At 67.5% G+C, this 18,109-nt stretch carries 20 protein-coding genes; 2 read left to right on the top strand and 18 right to left on the bottom strand.

The features are described from left to right. Positions 1-37: 37 nt before the first annotated feature. The 3 genes from LPH33_RS11970 to LPH33_RS11960 form a co-directional block, all read right to left on the bottom strand. A complete protein-coding gene (locus LPH33_RS11970) occupies positions 38-1,300 on the bottom strand; it encodes a hypothetical protein (RefSeq protein ID WP_145692179.1) in 1,263 nt (420 codons plus the stop codon). A 92-nt stretch (positions 1,301-1,392) separates the two neighbouring features. Next, complete coding sequence (locus tag LPH33_RS11965; RefSeq protein WP_016696333.1) at positions 1,393-2,229, bottom strand: hypothetical protein; 837 nt, start codon at positions 2,227-2,229, stop codon at positions 1,393-1,395. Beyond that, on the bottom strand, positions 2,226-3,065 hold the full coding sequence (locus tag LPH33_RS11960; protein WP_016696334.1) for a MerR family transcriptional regulator: 840 nt from the start codon (positions 3,063-3,065) through the stop codon (positions 2,226-2,228). Before LPH33_RS11960 ends, LPH33_RS11965 begins: the two co-directional genes overlap by 4 nt. Positions 3,066-3,205: 140 nt before the next feature. Between LPH33_RS11960 and LPH33_RS11955 the strand changes: the two genes are divergently transcribed. Continuing rightward, a complete protein-coding gene (locus LPH33_RS11955) occupies positions 3,206-4,186 on the top strand; it encodes a pirin family protein (RefSeq protein ID WP_016696335.1) in 981 nt (326 codons plus the stop codon). Between the two features lie 55 nt (positions 4,187-4,241). Here the strand turns inward: LPH33_RS11955 and LPH33_RS11950 are convergent, their stop codons facing one another. The 4 genes from LPH33_RS11950 to LPH33_RS11935 form a co-directional block, all read right to left on the bottom strand. Next, positions 4,242-5,000, bottom strand: coding sequence for a 2-phosphosulfolactate phosphatase (locus tag LPH33_RS11950; RefSeq protein ID WP_016696336.1), 759 nt, complete (start codon positions 4,998-5,000; stop codon positions 4,242-4,244). 40 nt (positions 5,001-5,040) lie between these two features. After that, entirely contained in the window at positions 5,041-5,655 is a 615-nt protein-coding gene (locus LPH33_RS11945; RefSeq protein ID WP_016696337.1) for a maltokinase N-terminal cap-like domain-containing protein, read from the bottom strand. Positions 5,656-5,758: 103 nt separating this feature from the next. After that, on the bottom strand, positions 5,759-6,163 hold the full coding sequence (locus tag LPH33_RS11940) for a DUF1304 domain-containing protein (RefSeq protein WP_016696338.1): 405 nt from the start codon (positions 6,161-6,163) through the stop codon (positions 5,759-5,761). Continuing rightward, positions 6,160-6,618, bottom strand: a complete 459-nt coding sequence (locus LPH33_RS11935; RefSeq protein ID WP_026061929.1) for a cupin domain-containing protein — start codon at positions 6,616-6,618, stop codon at positions 6,160-6,162. The genes LPH33_RS11940 and LPH33_RS11935 overlap by 4 nt, the downstream gene beginning before the upstream one ends. 88 nt (positions 6,619-6,706) lie before the next feature. On the opposite strand from LPH33_RS11935, the gene LPH33_RS11930 reads away from it, so the two are divergent. After that, complete coding sequence (locus tag LPH33_RS11930; RefSeq protein WP_016696340.1) at positions 6,707-7,771, top strand: helix-turn-helix transcriptional regulator; 1,065 nt, start codon at positions 6,707-6,709, stop codon at positions 7,769-7,771. On the opposite strand, the gene LPH33_RS11925 is transcribed toward LPH33_RS11930, so the two are convergent. The 11 genes from LPH33_RS11925 to LPH33_RS11875 all read right to left on the bottom strand — a co-directional run bounded on the left by LPH33_RS11925 (position 7,768) and on the right by LPH33_RS11875 (position 18,108). Further along, complete coding sequence (locus LPH33_RS11925) at positions 7,768-8,811, bottom strand: ABC transporter ATP-binding protein (RefSeq protein ID WP_229568127.1); 1,044 nt, start codon at positions 8,809-8,811, stop codon at positions 7,768-7,770. The two genes, LPH33_RS11930 and LPH33_RS11925, sit on opposite strands and share 4 nt — an antisense overlap. A 65-nt stretch (positions 8,812-8,876) precedes the next feature. Next, positions 8,877-9,596: an oxygenase MpaB family protein gene (locus tag LPH33_RS11920; protein WP_016696342.1), complete on the bottom strand. Its 720-nt coding sequence runs from the start codon at positions 9,594-9,596 to the stop codon at positions 8,877-8,879. Between the two features lie 7 nt (positions 9,597-9,603). Then, complete coding sequence (locus tag LPH33_RS11915) at positions 9,604-10,509, bottom strand: oxygenase MpaB family protein (RefSeq protein WP_016696343.1); 906 nt, start codon at positions 10,507-10,509, stop codon at positions 9,604-9,606. A gap of 23 nt (positions 10,510-10,532) precedes the next feature. Then, the gene (locus LPH33_RS11910) at positions 10,533-11,087 is read right to left on the bottom strand and encodes a hypothetical protein (protein ID WP_016696344.1); all 555 of its coding nucleotides are present in this window, start codon (positions 11,085-11,087) and stop codon (positions 10,533-10,535) included. Next, positions 11,074-12,291, bottom strand: coding sequence for an MlaD family protein (locus tag LPH33_RS11905; RefSeq protein ID WP_016696345.1), 1,218 nt, complete (start codon positions 12,289-12,291; stop codon positions 11,074-11,076). Before LPH33_RS11905 ends, LPH33_RS11910 begins: the two co-directional genes overlap by 14 nt. Beyond that, entirely contained in the window at positions 12,288-13,382 is a 1,095-nt protein-coding gene (locus LPH33_RS11900) for an MlaD family protein (RefSeq protein ID WP_186455137.1), read from the bottom strand. The genes LPH33_RS11905 and LPH33_RS11900 overlap by 4 nt, the downstream gene beginning before the upstream one ends. Then, positions 13,379-14,503, bottom strand: coding sequence for an MCE family protein (locus LPH33_RS11895; RefSeq protein ID WP_016696347.1), 1,125 nt, complete (start codon positions 14,501-14,503; stop codon positions 13,379-13,381). Before LPH33_RS11895 ends, LPH33_RS11900 begins: the two co-directional genes overlap by 4 nt. Next, positions 14,494-15,546 carry an MCE family protein gene (locus LPH33_RS11890; RefSeq protein WP_229568124.1) on the bottom strand — a complete coding sequence of 351 codons (1,053 nt, stop codon included), beginning with the start codon at positions 15,544-15,546 and terminating at the stop codon, positions 14,494-14,496. The genes LPH33_RS11895 and LPH33_RS11890 overlap by 10 nt, the downstream gene beginning before the upstream one ends. Continuing rightward, positions 15,543-15,767, bottom strand: coding sequence for a hypothetical protein (locus LPH33_RS11885; protein WP_145691663.1), 225 nt, complete (start codon positions 15,765-15,767; stop codon positions 15,543-15,545). Before LPH33_RS11885 ends, LPH33_RS11890 begins: the two co-directional genes overlap by 4 nt. Then, the gene (locus LPH33_RS11880) at positions 15,764-16,837 is read right to left on the bottom strand and encodes an MlaD family protein (protein WP_016696350.1); all 1,074 of its coding nucleotides are present in this window, start codon (positions 16,835-16,837) and stop codon (positions 15,764-15,766) included. Before LPH33_RS11880 ends, LPH33_RS11885 begins: the two co-directional genes overlap by 4 nt. Next, the gene (locus LPH33_RS11875) at positions 16,834-18,108 is read right to left on the bottom strand and encodes an MlaD family protein (RefSeq protein WP_026061931.1); all 1,275 of its coding nucleotides are present in this window, start codon (positions 18,106-18,108) and stop codon (positions 16,834-16,836) included. Before LPH33_RS11875 ends, LPH33_RS11880 begins: the two co-directional genes overlap by 4 nt. Between the last annotated feature and the right edge of the window lies 1 nt (position 18,109).

Raw genomic sequence — 18,109 nt, 5'->3', positions numbered from 1 at the left:
ACAGGTACGTGAACGAGATCCGGCGAAAGTCGTCGCGTCAGCCCGCGGCTTCGTCCCGGCATGCCGCATAGCCTCCGGCGACGAAGGTCGTCGCGGAGCAGTACACGGCCTCGGGATAGTACGGACCCATCACCGTCGCGGGATCGGCACCGGTCGCCTGCGAGGCCTGGATCGACTGCGGGTAGAAGGCCGACGACGGCAGCATGTAGCGCAGGAACAGCACCTTCTTCGGCACCGTGGTATCGCCCCACGGCAGCACGGTCACGGTCGGATCTGCGACCGAGGGAAGGTCGGTGGGTGCAGCGACCGCATACGTGTAGTAGCCCGACGCATCGAGCGAGGTCTCGAAGTCGCCGGCACACGCCACCACCGGATACGGCGAGACCAGATCGTTCTGGCACATCGACCAGTACCGGACCTGCTGATCAGGATCCGTGACCGGCACTCCCGCACGGGTGTCGGGGAACCGCGGCGCCTTACCCCGCACCACGACGATCCGCCCCGGCTGATAGGTCAGCGCCGTTCCGAGATACTTGTTGTCGCCGTTGGGGAACAGGCCCGACGAACTCGCCGGGTTCACGAACACCGTCTCGGGGGTGCCACCGGGGAACGCGCCGCTCGCTGCACCGGCGGCGATGACCTGGTCGAAGCCTGCCTGTGCGAGCTGTGCGACGGGTCCGGTGTAGGAATTCGGGTCGAACGGCTGCTCGCACGGCTGCCTGAGCATCGTCGCCCCACCGAGGCGCATGGTCACCTCGGGCAACGGCACGCCGCCGCTGACAGATGTGGCGTCGTCGGGCACGTACACGCGGATGATCAGGAAGCCCACCGGGGTGCTCTGCCCCTCTGGAACCCCGCGGATCTCGTTGCGCGCGTGGTCCGCCGGACCGGGTACCACGGTGGCACGCCACTTCTGCTGTGACGGAGGAAGATTCCGCGCCGTCGCATCCGCGAACGGGTTCCCGCTGCCCGGATCCGGCACGATCATGTCGTCACGCAGCGTGTCGACGGTGTCGAAGTTCGTGCCGTAGGTGTTGAGCGAGAAGTACCGCGCGGCCGGATAGGTGCCGGACACCTCGATCGAGTCGCCCGGGCCCAGCGCATAGGGCAGCACCCAGTAGGTGGCGTTGACGTCGGGGAACGCCACGTTGAGCACCGTCTCGTTCGACATGAACCGCCACGCGCACAAGGCCGGTTCGGCGCCGGCGGCCGGGGGCACGGTGACCGTGATGCTCGCGCACAAGAGCGCGATCGCGGCGACGAGGCGAGCGCGGAGGGCTCGGGATGAATTGCGGGACACGGGGACTCCGTTCGTCGCATACACGATAAACGCAGGTCACCACCTGTGGAACGGATTCGGTGGACGAAATCGTCGATTTCACCCTCGTCGCGTCAGGCGAGGAGGGCGGCGTCGAGCACTCGGCGCGCCGCTGTGGGATCGTCGACGTGGATCGCGAACCGGCTCACGAGTGCCGGACGGCGGCGGTGTTCGAAGAAGGCCGGCAGCAGGGCCTCGACGGGTTCCGCGAGGATGAGGTCGAGGTTGGTGCCGTCGGGTCCGGGCAGGAACAGCACCTCGCCGTCCACGCCCGTCTCCGTCGGCTGGAAGCGATGGCGCGGGACGCATTGCTGCAGGTTGTCCGCGTCGATATGGGCCACGACCTGATGTCCGGAGCGCAGAACCAGGCCGTCCCGCGTCAGAAGATGCGGGTTGACGACACGATCCGCGAGCCACCCCACGAGGGGAAGAAGCGAGTACACCGACACGATCAGCAACGTCCAGCGCAGCCATTCCCAGGGCACGAGTATGTGGACCACCGCGATCTCGATGCCCGAGGCCACGAGCCACGCGATCGGCACGCTCATCGTGCCGCGGGTGTAGCCGATCGTCGTCACCTCAGGTCCGGCGCCGACGCGACGCCGTCGTATCAGGAACCACAGTGCGCGGTAGCTTCTCAACTCTGCGCGGATCAGGGTCGCGGGCACGCGGCCGACGAGTTCGTCGAGCACCCCTGCCCACGGTGTTCCGGATCGGCGCAGGACTCGGACGCGCAATGCGCCGACGATCAGCACCAGGATCCCGACAGGTAGCTCGAATCCGAGCCAGAACTTCAGCGCGGTCGCCGGGGTGAGGACACCGAACGCGGCGAGGACGGCGTTCGTACAGGCCACCACCACGGTGAGGACGAGGGCGGTTCGGTGGGCGAGCCGGACGGTGCGCTCGGTCATGCCTGCACTCCGTCCTGTGGCGGTCCCGACTGTGCAGCGACGCGCCGGACGAACCCGATTGCAACGGCCTGCTGTGCCGGGTCCGGAAGGAACTCGGCAAGCACTTCGGTGTTCGATTCGAGAGCCGTTGCCGCCTCGGCCGCCCACGAACCGAGCACCTCCACCATGATCGGGATGTCGTCGAGCAGCGCGGTCATGCCCTCGATGACGGCGGTGATCTCGTCGGCCGCCGCGGTGGGATCCTGCCCGGCGAGCGCACCGAAGCGTCGGTAGACGGCGACCATGGCGTGCCGTTGTTCGGGGTCGTCGAGCAGGGTTCGCAGGGCGTCGAGATACTCCGGTGATGCCTGCCCGGTGAGGGCGAGCATCTCCCAGCTGTCGCGTTCGCGCACGAACAACGTCCGGGTGTGCGGGTCGTCCTCGCCGTCGATGAGTTCGTCGAACGCGTCGACGATCGGCGCGGGCAAGGGCGAGAGTCGGTCGCCGGCGCGGTGACGCTCGAGAATCGCGGCGAGTGCCTCACGTTTGACCTGCAGCGTCCGGATCTGAGTATCTGCCGCCTCGAGCAGCGACTCGAGATCTGCGGTGAGGTCGGACTCGGCGTCGTGGTCGTCGCTGTCGGTGACGTGGCCACCGAGGACGGTCGCCACCGAACCCAGTGGAACACCCGACTGGGCGAGCCAGCGGATACGCAGCAGGCGCACCAGGTCGGCCAGTTCGTAGTCCCGGTATCCGTTGGGTGTCCGTGGGGGTTCGGGCATGAGCCCGAGCCGGTGGTAATGCCGGACGGCGCGAACGGTGGTTCCTGCGGCCTGGGCCAAGTCGCTGATCCTCATGGTTTCAGCATCGACCCTGACGCTGCGTCAGGGTCAAGTCGTGGATGCGGCGCACCTCGGGTGGGAACAACCCGAGGAGGACGGCGGTTGAGTGCAGTAAGGTAGTTGACAAATCAACTACATGACCGAGAGGGGTTACCGTGCCCGCCGTAACCGTCGACAACATTCTCGCTCTTCCCCGCGTCGAAGAGCCCGCACCCGACGCGCTCTCGCGTCCTGTCCTGTCGGTGACCACCGCTCCGCACGGCTTCGAAGGCGAAGGCTTCCCCGTCCGCCGTGCGTTCGCGGGCATCGAGACGAAGTACCTCGATCCGTTCATCCACATGGATCAGATGGGCGAAGTGAACTACGCACCCGGCGAACCGAAAGGCACGCCCTGGCATCCGCACCGCGGCTTCGAGACCGTCACCTACATGATCGACGGCATCATGCAGCACCGCGACTCCCACGGAGGCGGCGGCACCATCGGCGGCGGTGACACCCAGTGGATGACCGCCGGCAGCGGCATCCTGCACATCGAAGCACCACCGGAACACCTCGTGGTCAGCGGTGGACTGTTCCACGGCGTGCAGTTGTGGGTGAACCTGCCCAAGGCCGAGAAGTTCGTCGCCCCGCGGTACCAGGACATCGGCGGCGGCGAGGTCGCCCTGCTGTCCTCGGCCGACGGCGGCGCGCTCATCCGGGTGATCGCCGGAGAGCTCGACGGGCACCGCGGCCCCGGTTCGACGCACACGCCGATCACCCTGCTGCACGCCACCGTGGCACCGGGAGCGAGCGTCACCCTGCCGTGGAACCCCGAATTCAACGCGCTGGCATACGTGCTCGCCGGCGATGGCGCGGTCGGACCGGAACACCGCCCGATCCGGACCGGACAGACCGCCGTCTTCGGCAGGGGCGAGAGCCTGACCATCTCTGCTGCCGCGACGCAGGATTCGCGCACCGACGCCCTCGAGGTGTTCGTGCTCGGCGGCAAGCCGATTCGTGAACGCGTCGTCATGGCCGGTCCGTTCGTCATGAACACCCGGGCCGAGATCATCGAGGCGATGGAGGACTTCCAGGCCGGGCGATTCGGTTCCATTCCCGCCGTGCGCGGCTCGGACGAGAAAGACCTGGACCGATAGTTGCGATTCGGGTGGTTTCGACCCCGGAAAGCGAGGTCGAAGCCACCCGAATCGTCTATCCACTGTGGTCCACGAAGCGATCGCCGACGAGCACGGGCACGGTCGCACTCCGATCGACCTCCGCCGCCACGGCGACATCGGATTCGTATCCCATGTCGATCAGCTCCCGACCGGATGCGCATGCTTCCAATGACGAGTTCACATTGCCTCGAACTGCATGCCAGGCGGCCACTGCCATCTCGGCCTCGGTCGACGCGGTCAGTTCCGGACGCCGAACCAACACGTCGGCAAGCACCGCGCCCGCACCCCACAGATCTTCGACGCACGGTCGCAGAGACCCGTCGGGCCACTTCTCGCCGGCGGCGATCACTGCCACGGTCGCACCCTCCGACAGCACTTCCGCGATCCATGCTGCCACCGCAGTGGCATTGCGCAGGCACGCTCCGACGACGACAGTCGACGACGTAGCCGGCAAGTATGCGATCGACGACCCGTTCGGCGAGGGCAGAACGAGGCGATGCAGGTTGTCGGCGTCGCGAACGGTGCGCGGAGACAGGCTCACCTCCCCCGCCTCCGCTCGGCTACGCCCGACCGCCAGGACGGCATCATGTCGCGCGGCGTACTCGGCGGCCGAATCGTCTCTCGCCCAGTACGGCAACACCTCGATTCCACGATCCGCGGCGACCGACAGCGTCGTGGTGAACGACAGCACGTCCACCACGACCGAGATGTCGGAGGCCCCGAGAGCAACCGCTCCGGACAGGCCCCACTCGAAGCGAACAGAAGCATGCGACTGCAGGTGCGCGGGCGTCACGGAGAGGTTGCCTTCGGCGGCATTCGTCGGACGAGGTCGATCATCGGATCGATGCGAGCACACCTCTGCCACCCTTCCAAGCGCCCATCAGGGTGCGGCCGGAAAGCGCTACGCCCGCCGGTAAGTGGTGCACAGCGATCGTGATACCCGCTGTGTCGATGCACGTCCGACCCTCGCCATCATCGGTTACATCGAGTCTCGTGATTGCGGGAACCTCGATGCCCTCGGCACCACTTCCCTGAACCCGAACAGTTCCGGCGACCTTCCTCGGCTCGTCCCCCTCGACGTGGACATACTGTTCGGCTTCGCTTCCGCCGGCACAGATCGTGACGAGCAATTGCCGGATGTAGACGGGATCGGTCGTCGCGTCGTAGACGAAGCGGTGTCCGAGCACCGAATGTTCCGTCTCCCCGACCGATCGACCTTCACGTAGCGGCGCCGAACGGTAGGTCCAGGGCACCTGATAGACGACACCGTCGGCGTCGCGCACGAGGTGGGTTTCGATACCGACCTCACCGGCCGGATCATCGAACCGAAAGGCACCGAGCCGGTCGACGCTGGACTCGCCACCCCGATAGAAGGACGTCCGCGGCAGCCAGTCCCGCAGCAATTCGACCTTGGTGGGAGACAACTCGGCGTCGTACAGGAGAGCCATGCGGTCGACACTAGCGGTGGCTCAGAGCGAACGAACGCCGACTTGGGTGGCTTCACCCCCGCTTTCCGGGGCTCGAACCACCCAGTCGTCGGTCGCGCCGCTTCTACGCGAATGCCAGTGCTACGAGCGCGATCAGCGACGGAACGCTCTGACACAGCGACCCCACCACCCCGGCTCCCCGCGGACGGCTCATCGCCATCCGATCCGAGGCGAACAATGCGATCCCGGCCAGGAACATGAATGTGCACGTGTAGACGACGAGCGTGCGGCCCGGCGTCTCGTGGCCGGTCCACCACAGGATCACCCCGGCGAGCGCTCCGGAGCCGAGGAAGAGGTTGTAGAAGCCGACGTTGAACGCCCACATCCGCACCGGCCGGACGTCCTCGGTCGGGATGCGGAACACGTCCCGGTGGATGCTCGGACGGCGGAAGAGGATCGTCTCCCACACGAAGGCCAGCAGGTGCACCGCGGCGGCGACGAGGGCCGCGAGTTGCGCAACGACGATCATGGCGAGACCTCCTCGGCGAATCGGATGCCGTAACGGGTGGCGATCTGCCCGAACCTGCTCATCAGCGCATCCTCGGGCAGGTACTGCTTCGCCAAGGCGTCGACATCGGTGAAGAAGCCGCTCATCCCGGTCCCGGAACAGACGAGGAGAAAGACCGCATCGTCGGTGAGGACCGAGAAGCTGTTCATCGTTCCCGCCTCGATGGTGAGCGTGTCACCGGCGGCGAGTTCGCAGCCCTCACCGTCGAGCAGGACGAGGATCCGGCCGCGCAGCAGGTGGAAGGTCTTGGGCCAAGGCTCGGAGTGCAGGGGCGGTGGGCTGCCGCAGGGGGCCTCGACGAGCATGAGCTCGTAGGCGTCGCCGGTGTGTTCACCGGACGACAGGACGGTGACGACGGCGTCCGGCATCGACAATCGCCTGCCGGTACCGGCCCGTTCGAGATGAATCGTGGACACATTTGCGACGCTAGGGACCGGGAAGCAGCCGAACCATCCCCTGAATCGGGGATGCTCCCGTTTCCCGGATCCGGCGCATACTGGGCTCATGCTCGAAGTGCGGGCGGAGCGGCTACGCCGCGAGATCCTGGAGTTCGCGGGCACCGGCGCCGGCGTCACCGCACTGCACCAGCGTGCCATCGAACTGGTCGATCGCACCGTACGCAGCGAGCTGACGTGCTGGGCGCTGTTCGATCCCCTGACCCTGGCGTTCGGTTCGATGACCAGTGGGCGCAACCGCATTCCCGGTGAGTACGAGCCACTACTCGCCGAATCGGAATGCGGTGGACACGATCCCGCGACGTTCGCAGACATCGCCCGCAGTGGACGAACGGTGGTGCGGGCCTCGGATCTACCGTCGACCGAACTCGCCCACAGCCTCCGGCACGTTGCGGTGTGGCGCCCACTCGGACTCGACCGTGAGGTGCGGGTCGTCTTCACGGTGGACGGGTTGTGTTGGGGATCGGCCGGTTTCGTCCGATCGGGACCGGACTTCACGGATCGGGAGCTGGAGTTCCTGACGATGGTCGCGCCGGCGGTGGCGGCCGCGACCCGGGCGGCCGCCGTCCACACCCTGCGCGCACGCCCCGGAGCCGATCCGGGACCGGCCGTGATCGTGACGGATCCAGCGGGTGAGCCGGTCGCATCGACGGTCGCGGCGCGGGCATGGGAGGAGCGGCTCGCCGGTCCCGTGCGATTGGCACTGCTGTTGCGGGCGGCAACGTTCGGAGCTCGGGCGAGTTCGACCGGAGTGTTCCGGGCGCGTATCCGCAACGAGGGTGGAGGCTGGATCGTCGTCCGTGCAGCGCCGTTGAGCACCGACGGCGACGAATCCCGCACGGCGGTCACCATCGAACCCGCGGCCGACAGCGAGCTCACAGACATGCTGTTCGCCGCGTACGCGCTGACCGCCCGCGAGTGCGAGGTGTGCACCGACGTGCTGAGCGGACTGTCGACGGCCGAGATCGCTCGGCACCGGGGCATCACGCCGAACACGGTGCACGACCACCTCAAATCCGTCTATGCGAAGACGGGAGCGGGTAGTCGCGCGGAACTCGTCGCTCGGTTGGCCGGCCGGCAGATGCCCCGGCCGTCGCTGTCGTCCCCTATCTAACGCAGCACCACCGGGATCAGTTCGGTGGGCGCGTCGGACCCCGTGAACGCCGTGGTTCGACGCTGAGAATCCATGTCCTCGAGGATGGCGCTCTGGGCGGCCGGGGGCAGAGTGTGCAGGATCGAGCGCACCCGCTCCTGCCGACGCGCCACCGCCTGCCGCTCCGGCATTCCCGGCGTGGCCTGCATCTGCGGCACGATCCCCTCGATATCGTCCACACCACCGGCATGATGACCGGCATCGACGAGCGCCTGCTCGTGCGCCATCGTCGCCTCGTCCTTCTCCTCCGACATCCCGATCGGACCGATCATCGTGCCGTTGAGGAACTGCTTGACCACCGGCTCATCCGAGGTCAACAACACCTCACGCGGACCGAACATCACCAACTGCCGACGGAACAACATGCCGATGTTGTCCGGCACCGTACGCGCCAGATTGATGTTGTGCGACACGATCAGGATCGTCGCATCGATCTCCGCGTTGATATCGATCAACGTCTGCGAAATGTAGGTGGTGCGCACCGGATCGAGACCCGAATCCGGCTCGTCGACCAGGATGATCTCCGGATCGAGCACCAACGCCCGGGCCAGGCCGGCGCGCTTGCGCATCCCCCCGGAGATCTCCCCGGGCAGCTTGTCCTCGGCGCCGAGCAGACCGACGAGCTCGAGCTTGCTCATCACGATCTGCCGGATCTCGGATTCGGTCTTCTTGGTGTGCTCGCGCAACGGGAAGGCGACATTGTCGTAGAGGTTCATCGACCCGAACAACGCCCCGTCCTGGAACAGCACCCCGAACAGCTTGCGGATCTCGTAGAGCTCCTTGCTCGAGCACTGCAGGATGTCGGTGCCGTCGACGACGATCGAGCCCTCCTCCGGGCGCAACAGACCGATCAACGACTTGAGGAACACCGACTTACCGGTACCCGACGGACCGAGCAGCGCACTGACCTCACCGGCCGGCAACGTCAACGTCACGTCCTGCCAGATACGTTGCGAGCCGAAGGACTTGGTCAGCCCCTCGACGGAAACCTCGACTCCCACACTTACCTCCTGATGGACCCGACGCGGTGCCGGGTGATGATCCGTTCTGTCGATCCGCGGTGCGGTTACCGCGTGATCGGTCCTCGACGCAGGCGCCGGTACGTCGCATACGCCGTGAGTGCGCGTCGATCGGCGGCGCCGACGTCGACCTCCCACAGCGTGCGCGCGGCCGGGTGCAGCAGCGCGCGGACGACCCGGGCCGGGATCCCGCGCTGCACCCAGTCGCGGGGCCGCAAGATCTGGTCGCGGTAGCGGTCGCCGCTGGGTGTGCGGGCCAGGACCGAGGCGCAGGTGTCGTCGAAATAGTCCGTGAACTCCGCCCAGTCCTGCGGCATCCGCCGATCGGAGATGCCGTAACGCCGGTACCACGCGCAACTGTCCAGGTAGAGCGCCTCCTTCTCCCCCACCTCGAGGCGACGGACGAAGACGTCGATCATCGTCACGAGCGTGTCGACGTAGGTCGCGTGCTGGAAGAAGAAGACATCCGGGTCGAGCGCGTGGTACCGGCGGCCGAGGTCGTCCGTTCCCTTCACGTCCTCGTGCGCGAACCGGACGATCGGGCGGATGTGCCGGTCGTCGTAGGCGGCACGGACGAGCACCGGCACCGTCCGGCGTTTGTGCAACCAGAGCCGGCGCGGCGTCCGCGAGTGGTCCATGCCCGCCGCGATCGCCGGATGCAGCATCTGCAGCGCCACCGCCCGCGGCAGGGCGAGCAGGAAACGCCGGTCGTGCAGGTAGCGCCGCAACAACCCGTCCGGGTCGATGTCGGTGTCTGGAACGGTCATGCGCCTGTCAGATCAGATTGCGACCGGACTTGACGCGGCGACGCAGATCGGCGACGAGCGCTTCGCTTCCGCCGTGCCGCAGGAAACGCGGGATGAACCGATTGACGAACGAGACGAACACGAACAAGTGCTCGTAGCGTCGGCGGTCGGCTTCGCTCCATTCCAGGTCGAGCGCTTCCCGGAAGATCGGGGGCAGGCTCCCGATGGTGAGGAAACGCAGGAGATTCCGGAACATCAGGCGCATCGGCCAGTTGATCATCTTCAGATCGACCAGGTCCATCAAGTACGCCTTGGTGGTCTCGTCGAAGACGACCCGCTCGCAGGCGATGTTCCAGTACCTGTCGAAATCGGCCCGCGTCGCGGGCCACATGTCCTCGGTGACCTGCAGGGTTGTGCCGAGGGTGGAACCGGTGCGGTAGAACTCCTCGAGCTGCTCGTCGTCGAGCTTGCCGTGCAGCAGCTGGTACATGTCCTCGATGCCGATGTACAGGCAGGCAGCGACCCACAGCTGCAGTTCGCGGTTGAACGCGTTGTACTTGACCGGGCTGTTCTCGTCGGATCGCACGAACCGGTGGGCACCGTTGACGGCCTCGCGGTAGGCCTTGCGGTCCTCGTCGTTGCCGAGGATCGCCACAGCCAGGTAGGTGGCGGTGGTGCGGGCCCGCTTCCACGGGTGCTTGACCAGCGAACCGGATTCGACCTTGCTCTCCATGACGCCGTACGCCACCTCGGGCCAGCCGAGCTGCATGATGACGTTCGCGGCGGCCCCGGCAAAGGACCAGAAGTCGACGGCGTCGGACACCTTGTGCTGCTTGCGACTCCACCGGTTGGGGCCGCTGGTGATGGCGATACGGGTCCGGCGCGAGCTCAGTACCGGTTCCCGGTCCAGGTCGTCGAGATAGGGAGTGGGCATCGCGTGTCTCCTCGTGGTGTGGGTCAGAGTGTTTCGACGTTGTCGACGAGCCAGCGGTCGTCGATGCGGACCAGGGAGAACACCATGCGGAAACGCGAGGTGCCCCCGTCGGGCGTCGAGACGTTCGTGGCGTTCTGGTCGGCGAAGACGAGCACCGTGGCGGTGTCGCCGTCGGCGTGCTCGGCGGCTGCGTGCAGCGCCTGCGCTTCGGCGCTCCCCTGTCCCTCGGTGACGAGTTCACGCAATGCGTCGACCATCGATCCGTAGCGTTCGGCGAAGGCCGGCGTGGACATCTCCGCGATCCGTTCGCGGTTGGCGTCGAGGTTCTGGTAGTCGAAGGTCGACATCACCACGGCGTACTCGCGCGCCAGTGCCACCGCCTCCTGTGCGGCCTGCTCGTCGGTGCGGTGATCGACGAGGACCACGACGAGTGCTGCCAGCATCACGAGCAGAGCGTTGATCGAGAGGACCAACGCGACCACCAGCCCGCGGGGCTTCGACGAGCGTCGTTCGACGGTCGTGGACTCTGGGACCGGAGCCTTGTCGAGGACTGCCGTACCGGTGTCATCGTGTGCCATGGGTGTTGCCTTCCAGCAGACTCTTCCAGAAGTAGAGCAGTTCGGTGCCGCTCGGGATGAGGACCGGATCGGCAACGACAGGCGGTCCGATCACCGTGCCCGGGATGGTGCCTCCGAGCCCGAGATCGTTCGGACGGGGTGCGTTGCGGGAACCGCGTTGCTCGAGGTCCTGGCCCGGCGGGCAGTAGTAGTCGAGGTTCGGTTCGATCGGGGACGTGTCGCCGAGCGCGCGACGGGGATTGTCGTAGTAGCAGGCCGGTCCCTGCGTAGCGATCAGGGCGAAGTCCGCGCGGTCGCCGTGCACGATCGATTCGAGTGCCGCCAGGCCGCGGGGAATCGCGTCCAGACCGGTGCGCAGCGCCGCGGACCGGTCGGAGATCACCGGACCGACCGCGCCGAGGTTGGCGAGCACCGCGGAGAACGACTCCTGGTTCGCGCCGATGGCCTCGTCGGCACGGCGCATCGCGTCGGGGCCGGTGGCCATCATCGAGGCGATGCGATCCTCGTTGGCCTGCAATGATTCGGCGACGGTCCGCGCCGACGCCATCCCGTCGACGAACTCGGTGGAGTTCTCGGCCATGGTGCCCGTCAATCCGGCTGCGCGATCGAGCAGTTCGGCGAGGGCGGGCGCGTCCTCGGCGAGCTGCGCGGAGATCCGGTCGGCGTCGGTGACGAGACGGGCCAGGTCGGGTCCGAGTCCTTCGAACGCGCTGCCGAGCTCCTGACCGACGGTCGAGATCACCGCGGGGTCGATGGTTTCGAGCAGATCGGCGGTGTGCGCGAGGGTTTCGGAGATCTGGGTGGGCTGCTCCTCGGCCGGCATCGTGATCTCGTCGCCGTCGGCGAGATAGGGGCCGTGGTCGACACGCGGGAAGATGTCGACGTTGAGCATGCCGGCCATGGTGCCCTGGGTGATCTTGGCGTAGGAGTCGACGGGGATACGGGTGTCGCCGTCGAGCGCGAAATCGAGGCGGGCACGCCGGGTCTCGGGGTCGAATCCGATACCGGTGACCATGCCCGCCTGGACACCGCGATAGGTCACGACGGTGCCCTCGCCGACACCGAGGGCGTTGTCGACCGTGGCGTGGATGTTGATGCGGTCGCCGACACCGGTGGGTCCGACGATGTAGTAGATGCCGTAGGGCACCACGGTCAGCGCGGTGATGACGAACAGGACCAGCTGGACGACGACGATCTTCTTCATCGCTCCCCTCCGAGCAGTTCTTCCAGCGAAGCCGGTGCGGACGCGTCGTCGAATCCGGTGAAGTCACCGGTGAAATACCCGCCGGTGAAGATCGTGTCGAGGCTCTCCGGGATCTCCAGGGCACCGTCGAACACCAGGTAGTCGCCGCGGACGGAACTGTCGAAGGCGGCCATGAAGGCGTTCATGTTGGCGAGGGTGGTGCCGATGCGGTCGTTGAACGACGCGAGCGTGGCGGTGATCGTGTCGGCGTCGCGTAGCAGTCCGCCGGCCCCGTCGGGGGTCGCGGCAGTCAACTCGTTGACGTTCGCCGCCAGGCGCGTGGTGGCGTCGAGCAGGGAAGCCATACTCTCGCGTTGGGCCACCAGGACATCGACGGCGCCGGCGGTTTCGACGAGATAGCGGTCGAACATCTCCTCCTCCTCGACCATCCGTCGGGTGACGTCGGCGGCGAGCGTCATGGCCTGGTCGAAGGAGGTCTGTTCGTCGATCGCGCGGGTCATCATCTCGGTCGCGGTGTCGGCGAGGGCCTGGACGCTCCCGGATCGGCCGGTGAATGCGACGTTGAGTTCGCGCACGACGGTTTCGAGTTGGGTCAGTCCGCTGCCGCTGACGACATTGCCGAGCGCGGCGAGCATCGTCTCCACCCGGGGACCGAGGTCGACGTTCTGCTCCGATACGACGTCACCGTCGGCGAGCAGCGACGAACTCGGGTTCGGAGGCGGGACGAGTCGCAGGTACGGGCTGCCCAGCGCGGACGGGATCTCGACGGAGACGAGGACATCGGACGGGACCTCGAGGTTTTCCTCGAGCGAGACCCGCACGTCGGCGCCACCGGGTGCGGGGTCGAGTCCGGCGACGCGGCCGACGATCTGCTGGCCGTAGCGCACGTCGGCGCCGAGGACCAGGCCGTCCGCGGACGGCAGTTGCACGGTGACCTCGAAGTCGCCACCGCCGATGGAGCGTCCGACGGGAAGATCCTGGATGCCGTAGCCGCATCCGGACACCACCGTCGCGCAGGTGAGAGCGGCACCGACGAGGGCCAGGACCCGCGTCACGGAGCGACGAGGTGACGCTGCAGAAGCTGAGCTCACGGGTTGCCTCCTGGTTGTCCACCGGTGACCGCGCTGACGATGCCGAGCGGATCCGAGGCGCTGATCGGGAAGGAGATCGGATTGGTGAAGCCGGCTCCCGTGCACAGCGGGAGCGGATGTTCCGCGCACAGCGGGGCCGCGACCGCGAACTGCGTCAGCGCGGTGGAGATGTTCAGACGGATGCGGCCGCGACCGTCGGGGCCGATCGTGTCGGTCAGGTTCTCCATCATCAGCGGGACGAGGTCCATGAACTCGGCCAGACCCTGAGGGTTCTCGCCGAGGGTGTCGCCGATGACCTTCAGGTTGTCGGAGATCGCACCGAAGCTCTCCTGGTGCTGCGCGACGAAGGTGTCGACCTCGTCGAACACGACCTGCAGTTGCTGCAACGGCTCGGTGACGTCGAGATCGCTCTCCTCCCAGACCGCGGCGAGCGCGCTGAGATCGGTGACCATGCTGTCGAGACCCACCGACCGTTCGTCGAGGGCGCGCAGCAGTGTCGAGAGGTTCTCGACGAGCAGTGCGAAGTCCTCAGTGGATGCCCCGACGACGCCCGTGGCGGCGGCGAGATCGGCGATGGCGTCGTGGAAGGCCGCGCCGCGCCCCTCCCACACATCGGCTCCGCTGGTGAGGACGGCACCGAGGTCGGCGTTGTCCGGTCCCATCGTCTCGATGATCGTGGACAGGCTGTCGAGCATGTTGTCGATGTCGATCGGCGAGTGGCTGCGGTCCTTCGGGATCACCCCGCCGTCGGCGAAGGTGGGACCGCCGTCGTAGGCGGGCCCCAGTTCGACGTAGCGTTCGCTGATGATCGCGGGGCTCATCACGTAGGCGGAGACGTCCTCGGGGAGAGTCACCTCGTCGGGGACGGTCATCGTCACTCGCACGGACGTTCCCTGCGGTTCGATGTCGGTGACGGTGCCGACCTCCACGCCGAGCACGGCGACGGTGCTGCCCACGTAGATGCCGTTGACGTATTCGAAGTCGGCGTGGACGGTGTGGCTGCGGTCGGTGCGGCCGAAGACGTACCACGCGGGCAACGCGATCAGAAGGAGTAGGACAAGGGTCGCCGCGACGATCTTCTTCCGTCGCGAGGTTCTCGTCGGTGTCGAGGTCACCGGCATTCCTGCATCACTCCGATCGCGCAGAGAAGATTGTCGGGAAGGACCGTGGCGGGGGTGACGACGTCCGCCCACGAGCCGTTGCCCGTGGCATCGGTGACGGTGCGCAGGGCCGGGGGCAGGCGGTCCATGAGCAGGCCGATCCGGTCGGCGTTGCGCTGGAGGGTCCCGGAGACCTCCACCAGGTTGGCGACGAGGCGGTCGGCGTCGCCGCGGTTGGCGGTGAGCGTCTCCGACATGGTCGCGATGACGACCCGCAGGTTCTCGACGAGCCGGGTGAGTGTGTCCTTGCGGACGACGAGGGTCTGCACGAGGGTGCGGGCGTCGACCGCGTTCTGCACCAGGGTGTCCTGCTGGTCGACCGCCATTTCCGACAGCTTCCGGGCGGTGTCGAGGAGCTGGTCGAACTGTTCGCCGTGCCGGGAGAACGCGGTCGAGGCGGCGCTGATACCGGTGAGGGCACGGTCGAGTTCGTCGCTCTCCCGCGGCAGCACCTGCGACAGGGTGCTCATCATCTCGGTCATCGCGTCGAGGTCGAGGTCCTCGGCGACCGCGTCGGCGCCGGCTCCGATCTCGTCGAGCGAGTAGGGAACGGTGGTGCGGGCCAGCGGGATCCGGTTCGCTCCGTCGTCGACCCCGGCGGGACGGAGATCGAGATACCGCTTGCCGAGGACGGTTTCGAGCCGGACCGATGCGGTGGAGGTGTTGCCCACGGCGCGCTGCTTGTCGAGGCGGAAGTCGACGTCGACGTGGGTACCGGCGAGCCGGATGCCCTCCACGCGCCCGGCCGCCACGCCCGCGACATAGACCGGATCGCCGGTGGCGAGTCCGGCGGCATTGGCGAACTCGGCCGTGTACGGCTCGGTGCGCACCTGGTACCACACCCGCGGAAGTCCCACGGCCGCACCGAGTCCGACGACGAGGACGAAGATTCCGATGGTGCCGAGCACGAGCGGCATGTGGGTGGTGTTCTGCCGTCGGCCACCACCGAACAGGAACTCGAGGGCACCGACGAAGACGTCGATGAGCTTGACGAGGAACATCATCGGGTGAGTGCCCCTCCCCCGGCTGCCGAGGCTGCGTCGCCTCGGAGGACGTGGACGAGATCGTCGATGTAGGCGATGCCCACCGCGACGAGCGAGACACCGGCGACCGCCACCACGACGACGACCGTCCAGGCCGCGAACTGGGGCACCCGGCCGATGCGGCCACCGAGTGCGGTGACGAAACGCACGAGCAGATCGATGATTCGGGTGAGGGTCATCATGAGCACACCGGCGAATGGGTCGGGCCGAAGATGTTCACTTCCGCGTCGCCTGCTTTCAGGGTGAAATTGCAGAGATAGAGACTGATGAAGCTGCCGTACTGCCCCGTGTGGTTGATGTTGTCGGCGAAGGCGGGCAGGCCGGCGAGCATGCGCTCGAACTCGGGTGTCGACGCGATCCACTGGTCGGTGACGGCGCCGAACTGCTGCAGGCTGCGGGTGAAGGCGCCCTGCGAGTCGGCGATGGTGTCCGCCAGTGCGGACACGCTCTGCGCACCGGTGTCGAGGAAGGCGGCCAGTTGCTGCCCGTCCCCCACCACCGAGGCGCTGAGCGCGGCCAGCCCGTCGGTGAGGTCGCGCAGTTCGTCGTGCCGGTTGTCGAGCGAACCAAGGATGCGGTTCATGTTCGTCGTGACCTCGCCGAGGATGTGTTCGCGGTCGCCGAGCTGCGTCGACAGCACCGCCACCCGGTCGAGGAACCGGGCGACCGCGTCGCCTCGGCCGTTGAAGGTGTCGACCACGTTCCGGGCGAGGACATTCACCTCCTGCGGGGGCAACGACTCGAACAGGGGCCGGAAGCCGTTCATCAGGGCGGTGAGGTCGATGGGCGGGGTGGTCTGCGAAACGGGCACCACGCCTCCCGGTTCGAGCACCTCGGTGCCGTCGGATTCGGCGGGCACCCCCGCCTCGGTGCCGTCGGATCCGGCGGCGACCCCCGCCTCGGGCAGGGTGAGCGCCACATAACGGGCGCCGAGCATGTCGCCGTACCGGACGGACGCCTCGACGTCCTTCGGGAGGGTGCGTCCGCGTTCGACCTCCACGGTGACGCGGGCGAGCGCGCGACCGTCGTCGGTGTCGGCGACGTCGACCGCGTCGACCCGGCCCACCCGCACCCCGGACAGGGTCACGGGGTTGCCGGGGTTGAGCCCTTCGACATCGGTGAACTCGAGGACGTAGTTGTCGCTGGCACCCCGCACCGGCACGGCCAGCGCGTTGTAGACGAGGGTGCTGCAGACGACGCCGATGGTGCAGTAGCCGACCAGGGTCGAGACCTGGAGTCGTGTCAGTTTCACGGAATCCGTACCTCGCTTCCGCGGAAGAGGGGGGCGAGCAGCGCCGTCACCGCGGCGTGCGGTCCGGTCGGCTCCGCCGTGTCCTGTTCCGCCGGCGCCGCGGCGGGCTCGCCGCGCAATTGCTGTTCGAGAAGTTGCAGGGGGCCGGCCTCGGCGGCCGCGTTGATCACCGGCTTGGCGGCACTGTAGGAGCCGTTGCCGGGACTGTTGCAGTTCGCGCCGGTGAGGGACCCGTAACTGGGGCAGTCCGCAGCGGTGTAGGGCAGCGGGCCGGCGAAGGTCGGGACGGCGGTGATGTCGAACCGGCCGCTGCCGAAGACCCGGGCACCGGCGGCGCCGAAGGTCTCCGCGTTCGCGAGGGTGGCGTAGAGGCCGTCCGGATCGGCGCCGGTGGTCGCGAGGATCGTGCCGATCGAGTCGGTGACCGTGATCATCGTGTCCAGTCGGGGGCCGGTGAATCCGTCGACGGAGGCGGCGAGCAGAGTCGCCGCTCCCATCGTGTCGGCCAGGTCGCCGCGGTGTTCGACGATGGCCCGGGAGACCTCGGTCGCGGCGGAGAGCATGCCCACCATATCCGGGGTCGCGGTCTGGAGCGATTCCATGACCGTGACGAATTGCGGTGTCGCGTCGATGAACTCGTTCAGCGACGGAGTGAGCTGGTCGGTGGTCGCGGCGAGCCGGTCGATGGTGCGTCCGATGGTCTCACCGTTGCCGTCCAGGGCGCGCCCGAGCGCGTCGAGGGCCTTGGCCATCTCCTGCGGCTGCATCTGCTCGAGCACACTCGACATCCGGGTGAACACGTCGTACATCGCGACGGCCTCGGGGCCGGTGTCGACGGCGATCGAGTCGACGTCGGCGAGGGCGACCGCCTCGGTGCGCGCGGAACTGCCGCGCGCGGCATTCTCTTCGGCCGGATCGGTCACCAACTCGACGTAGATGTCGCCGAAGAAGGTGCGGGGCACCACGCGTGCCAGGACGTCGGACGGGATCGTGCGGGAGGCATCGATGTCGACGGCCAGTCGCACCCGCGATTCGGTGGCGCCGGCTTCGATCGAGGCGATCCGGCCGATGTCGACGCCGAGATACCGGACCGGTGCTCCGGCGTTGACCAGGCCGACTGCGGAGGGCACCTCGACGAAGACGTCCTCGGTCCGATCGAGCGCGCCGGTACCGCGCAGCACCATCACCGCCGCGACACCGAGGGCCACGGCGAAGGCCACAGCACCCCGGACCAGATAATTCAGTCGTTCGCGTGAACTGGGACGGTCCACG

It is taken from the genome of Rhodococcus sp. RDE2, assembly GCF_020885655.1.
GTDB lineage: Bacteria > Actinomycetota > Actinomycetes > Mycobacteriales > Mycobacteriaceae > Rhodococcus > Rhodococcus pyridinivorans.
This window is presented reverse-complemented; position numbering and strand designations above follow the sequence as displayed.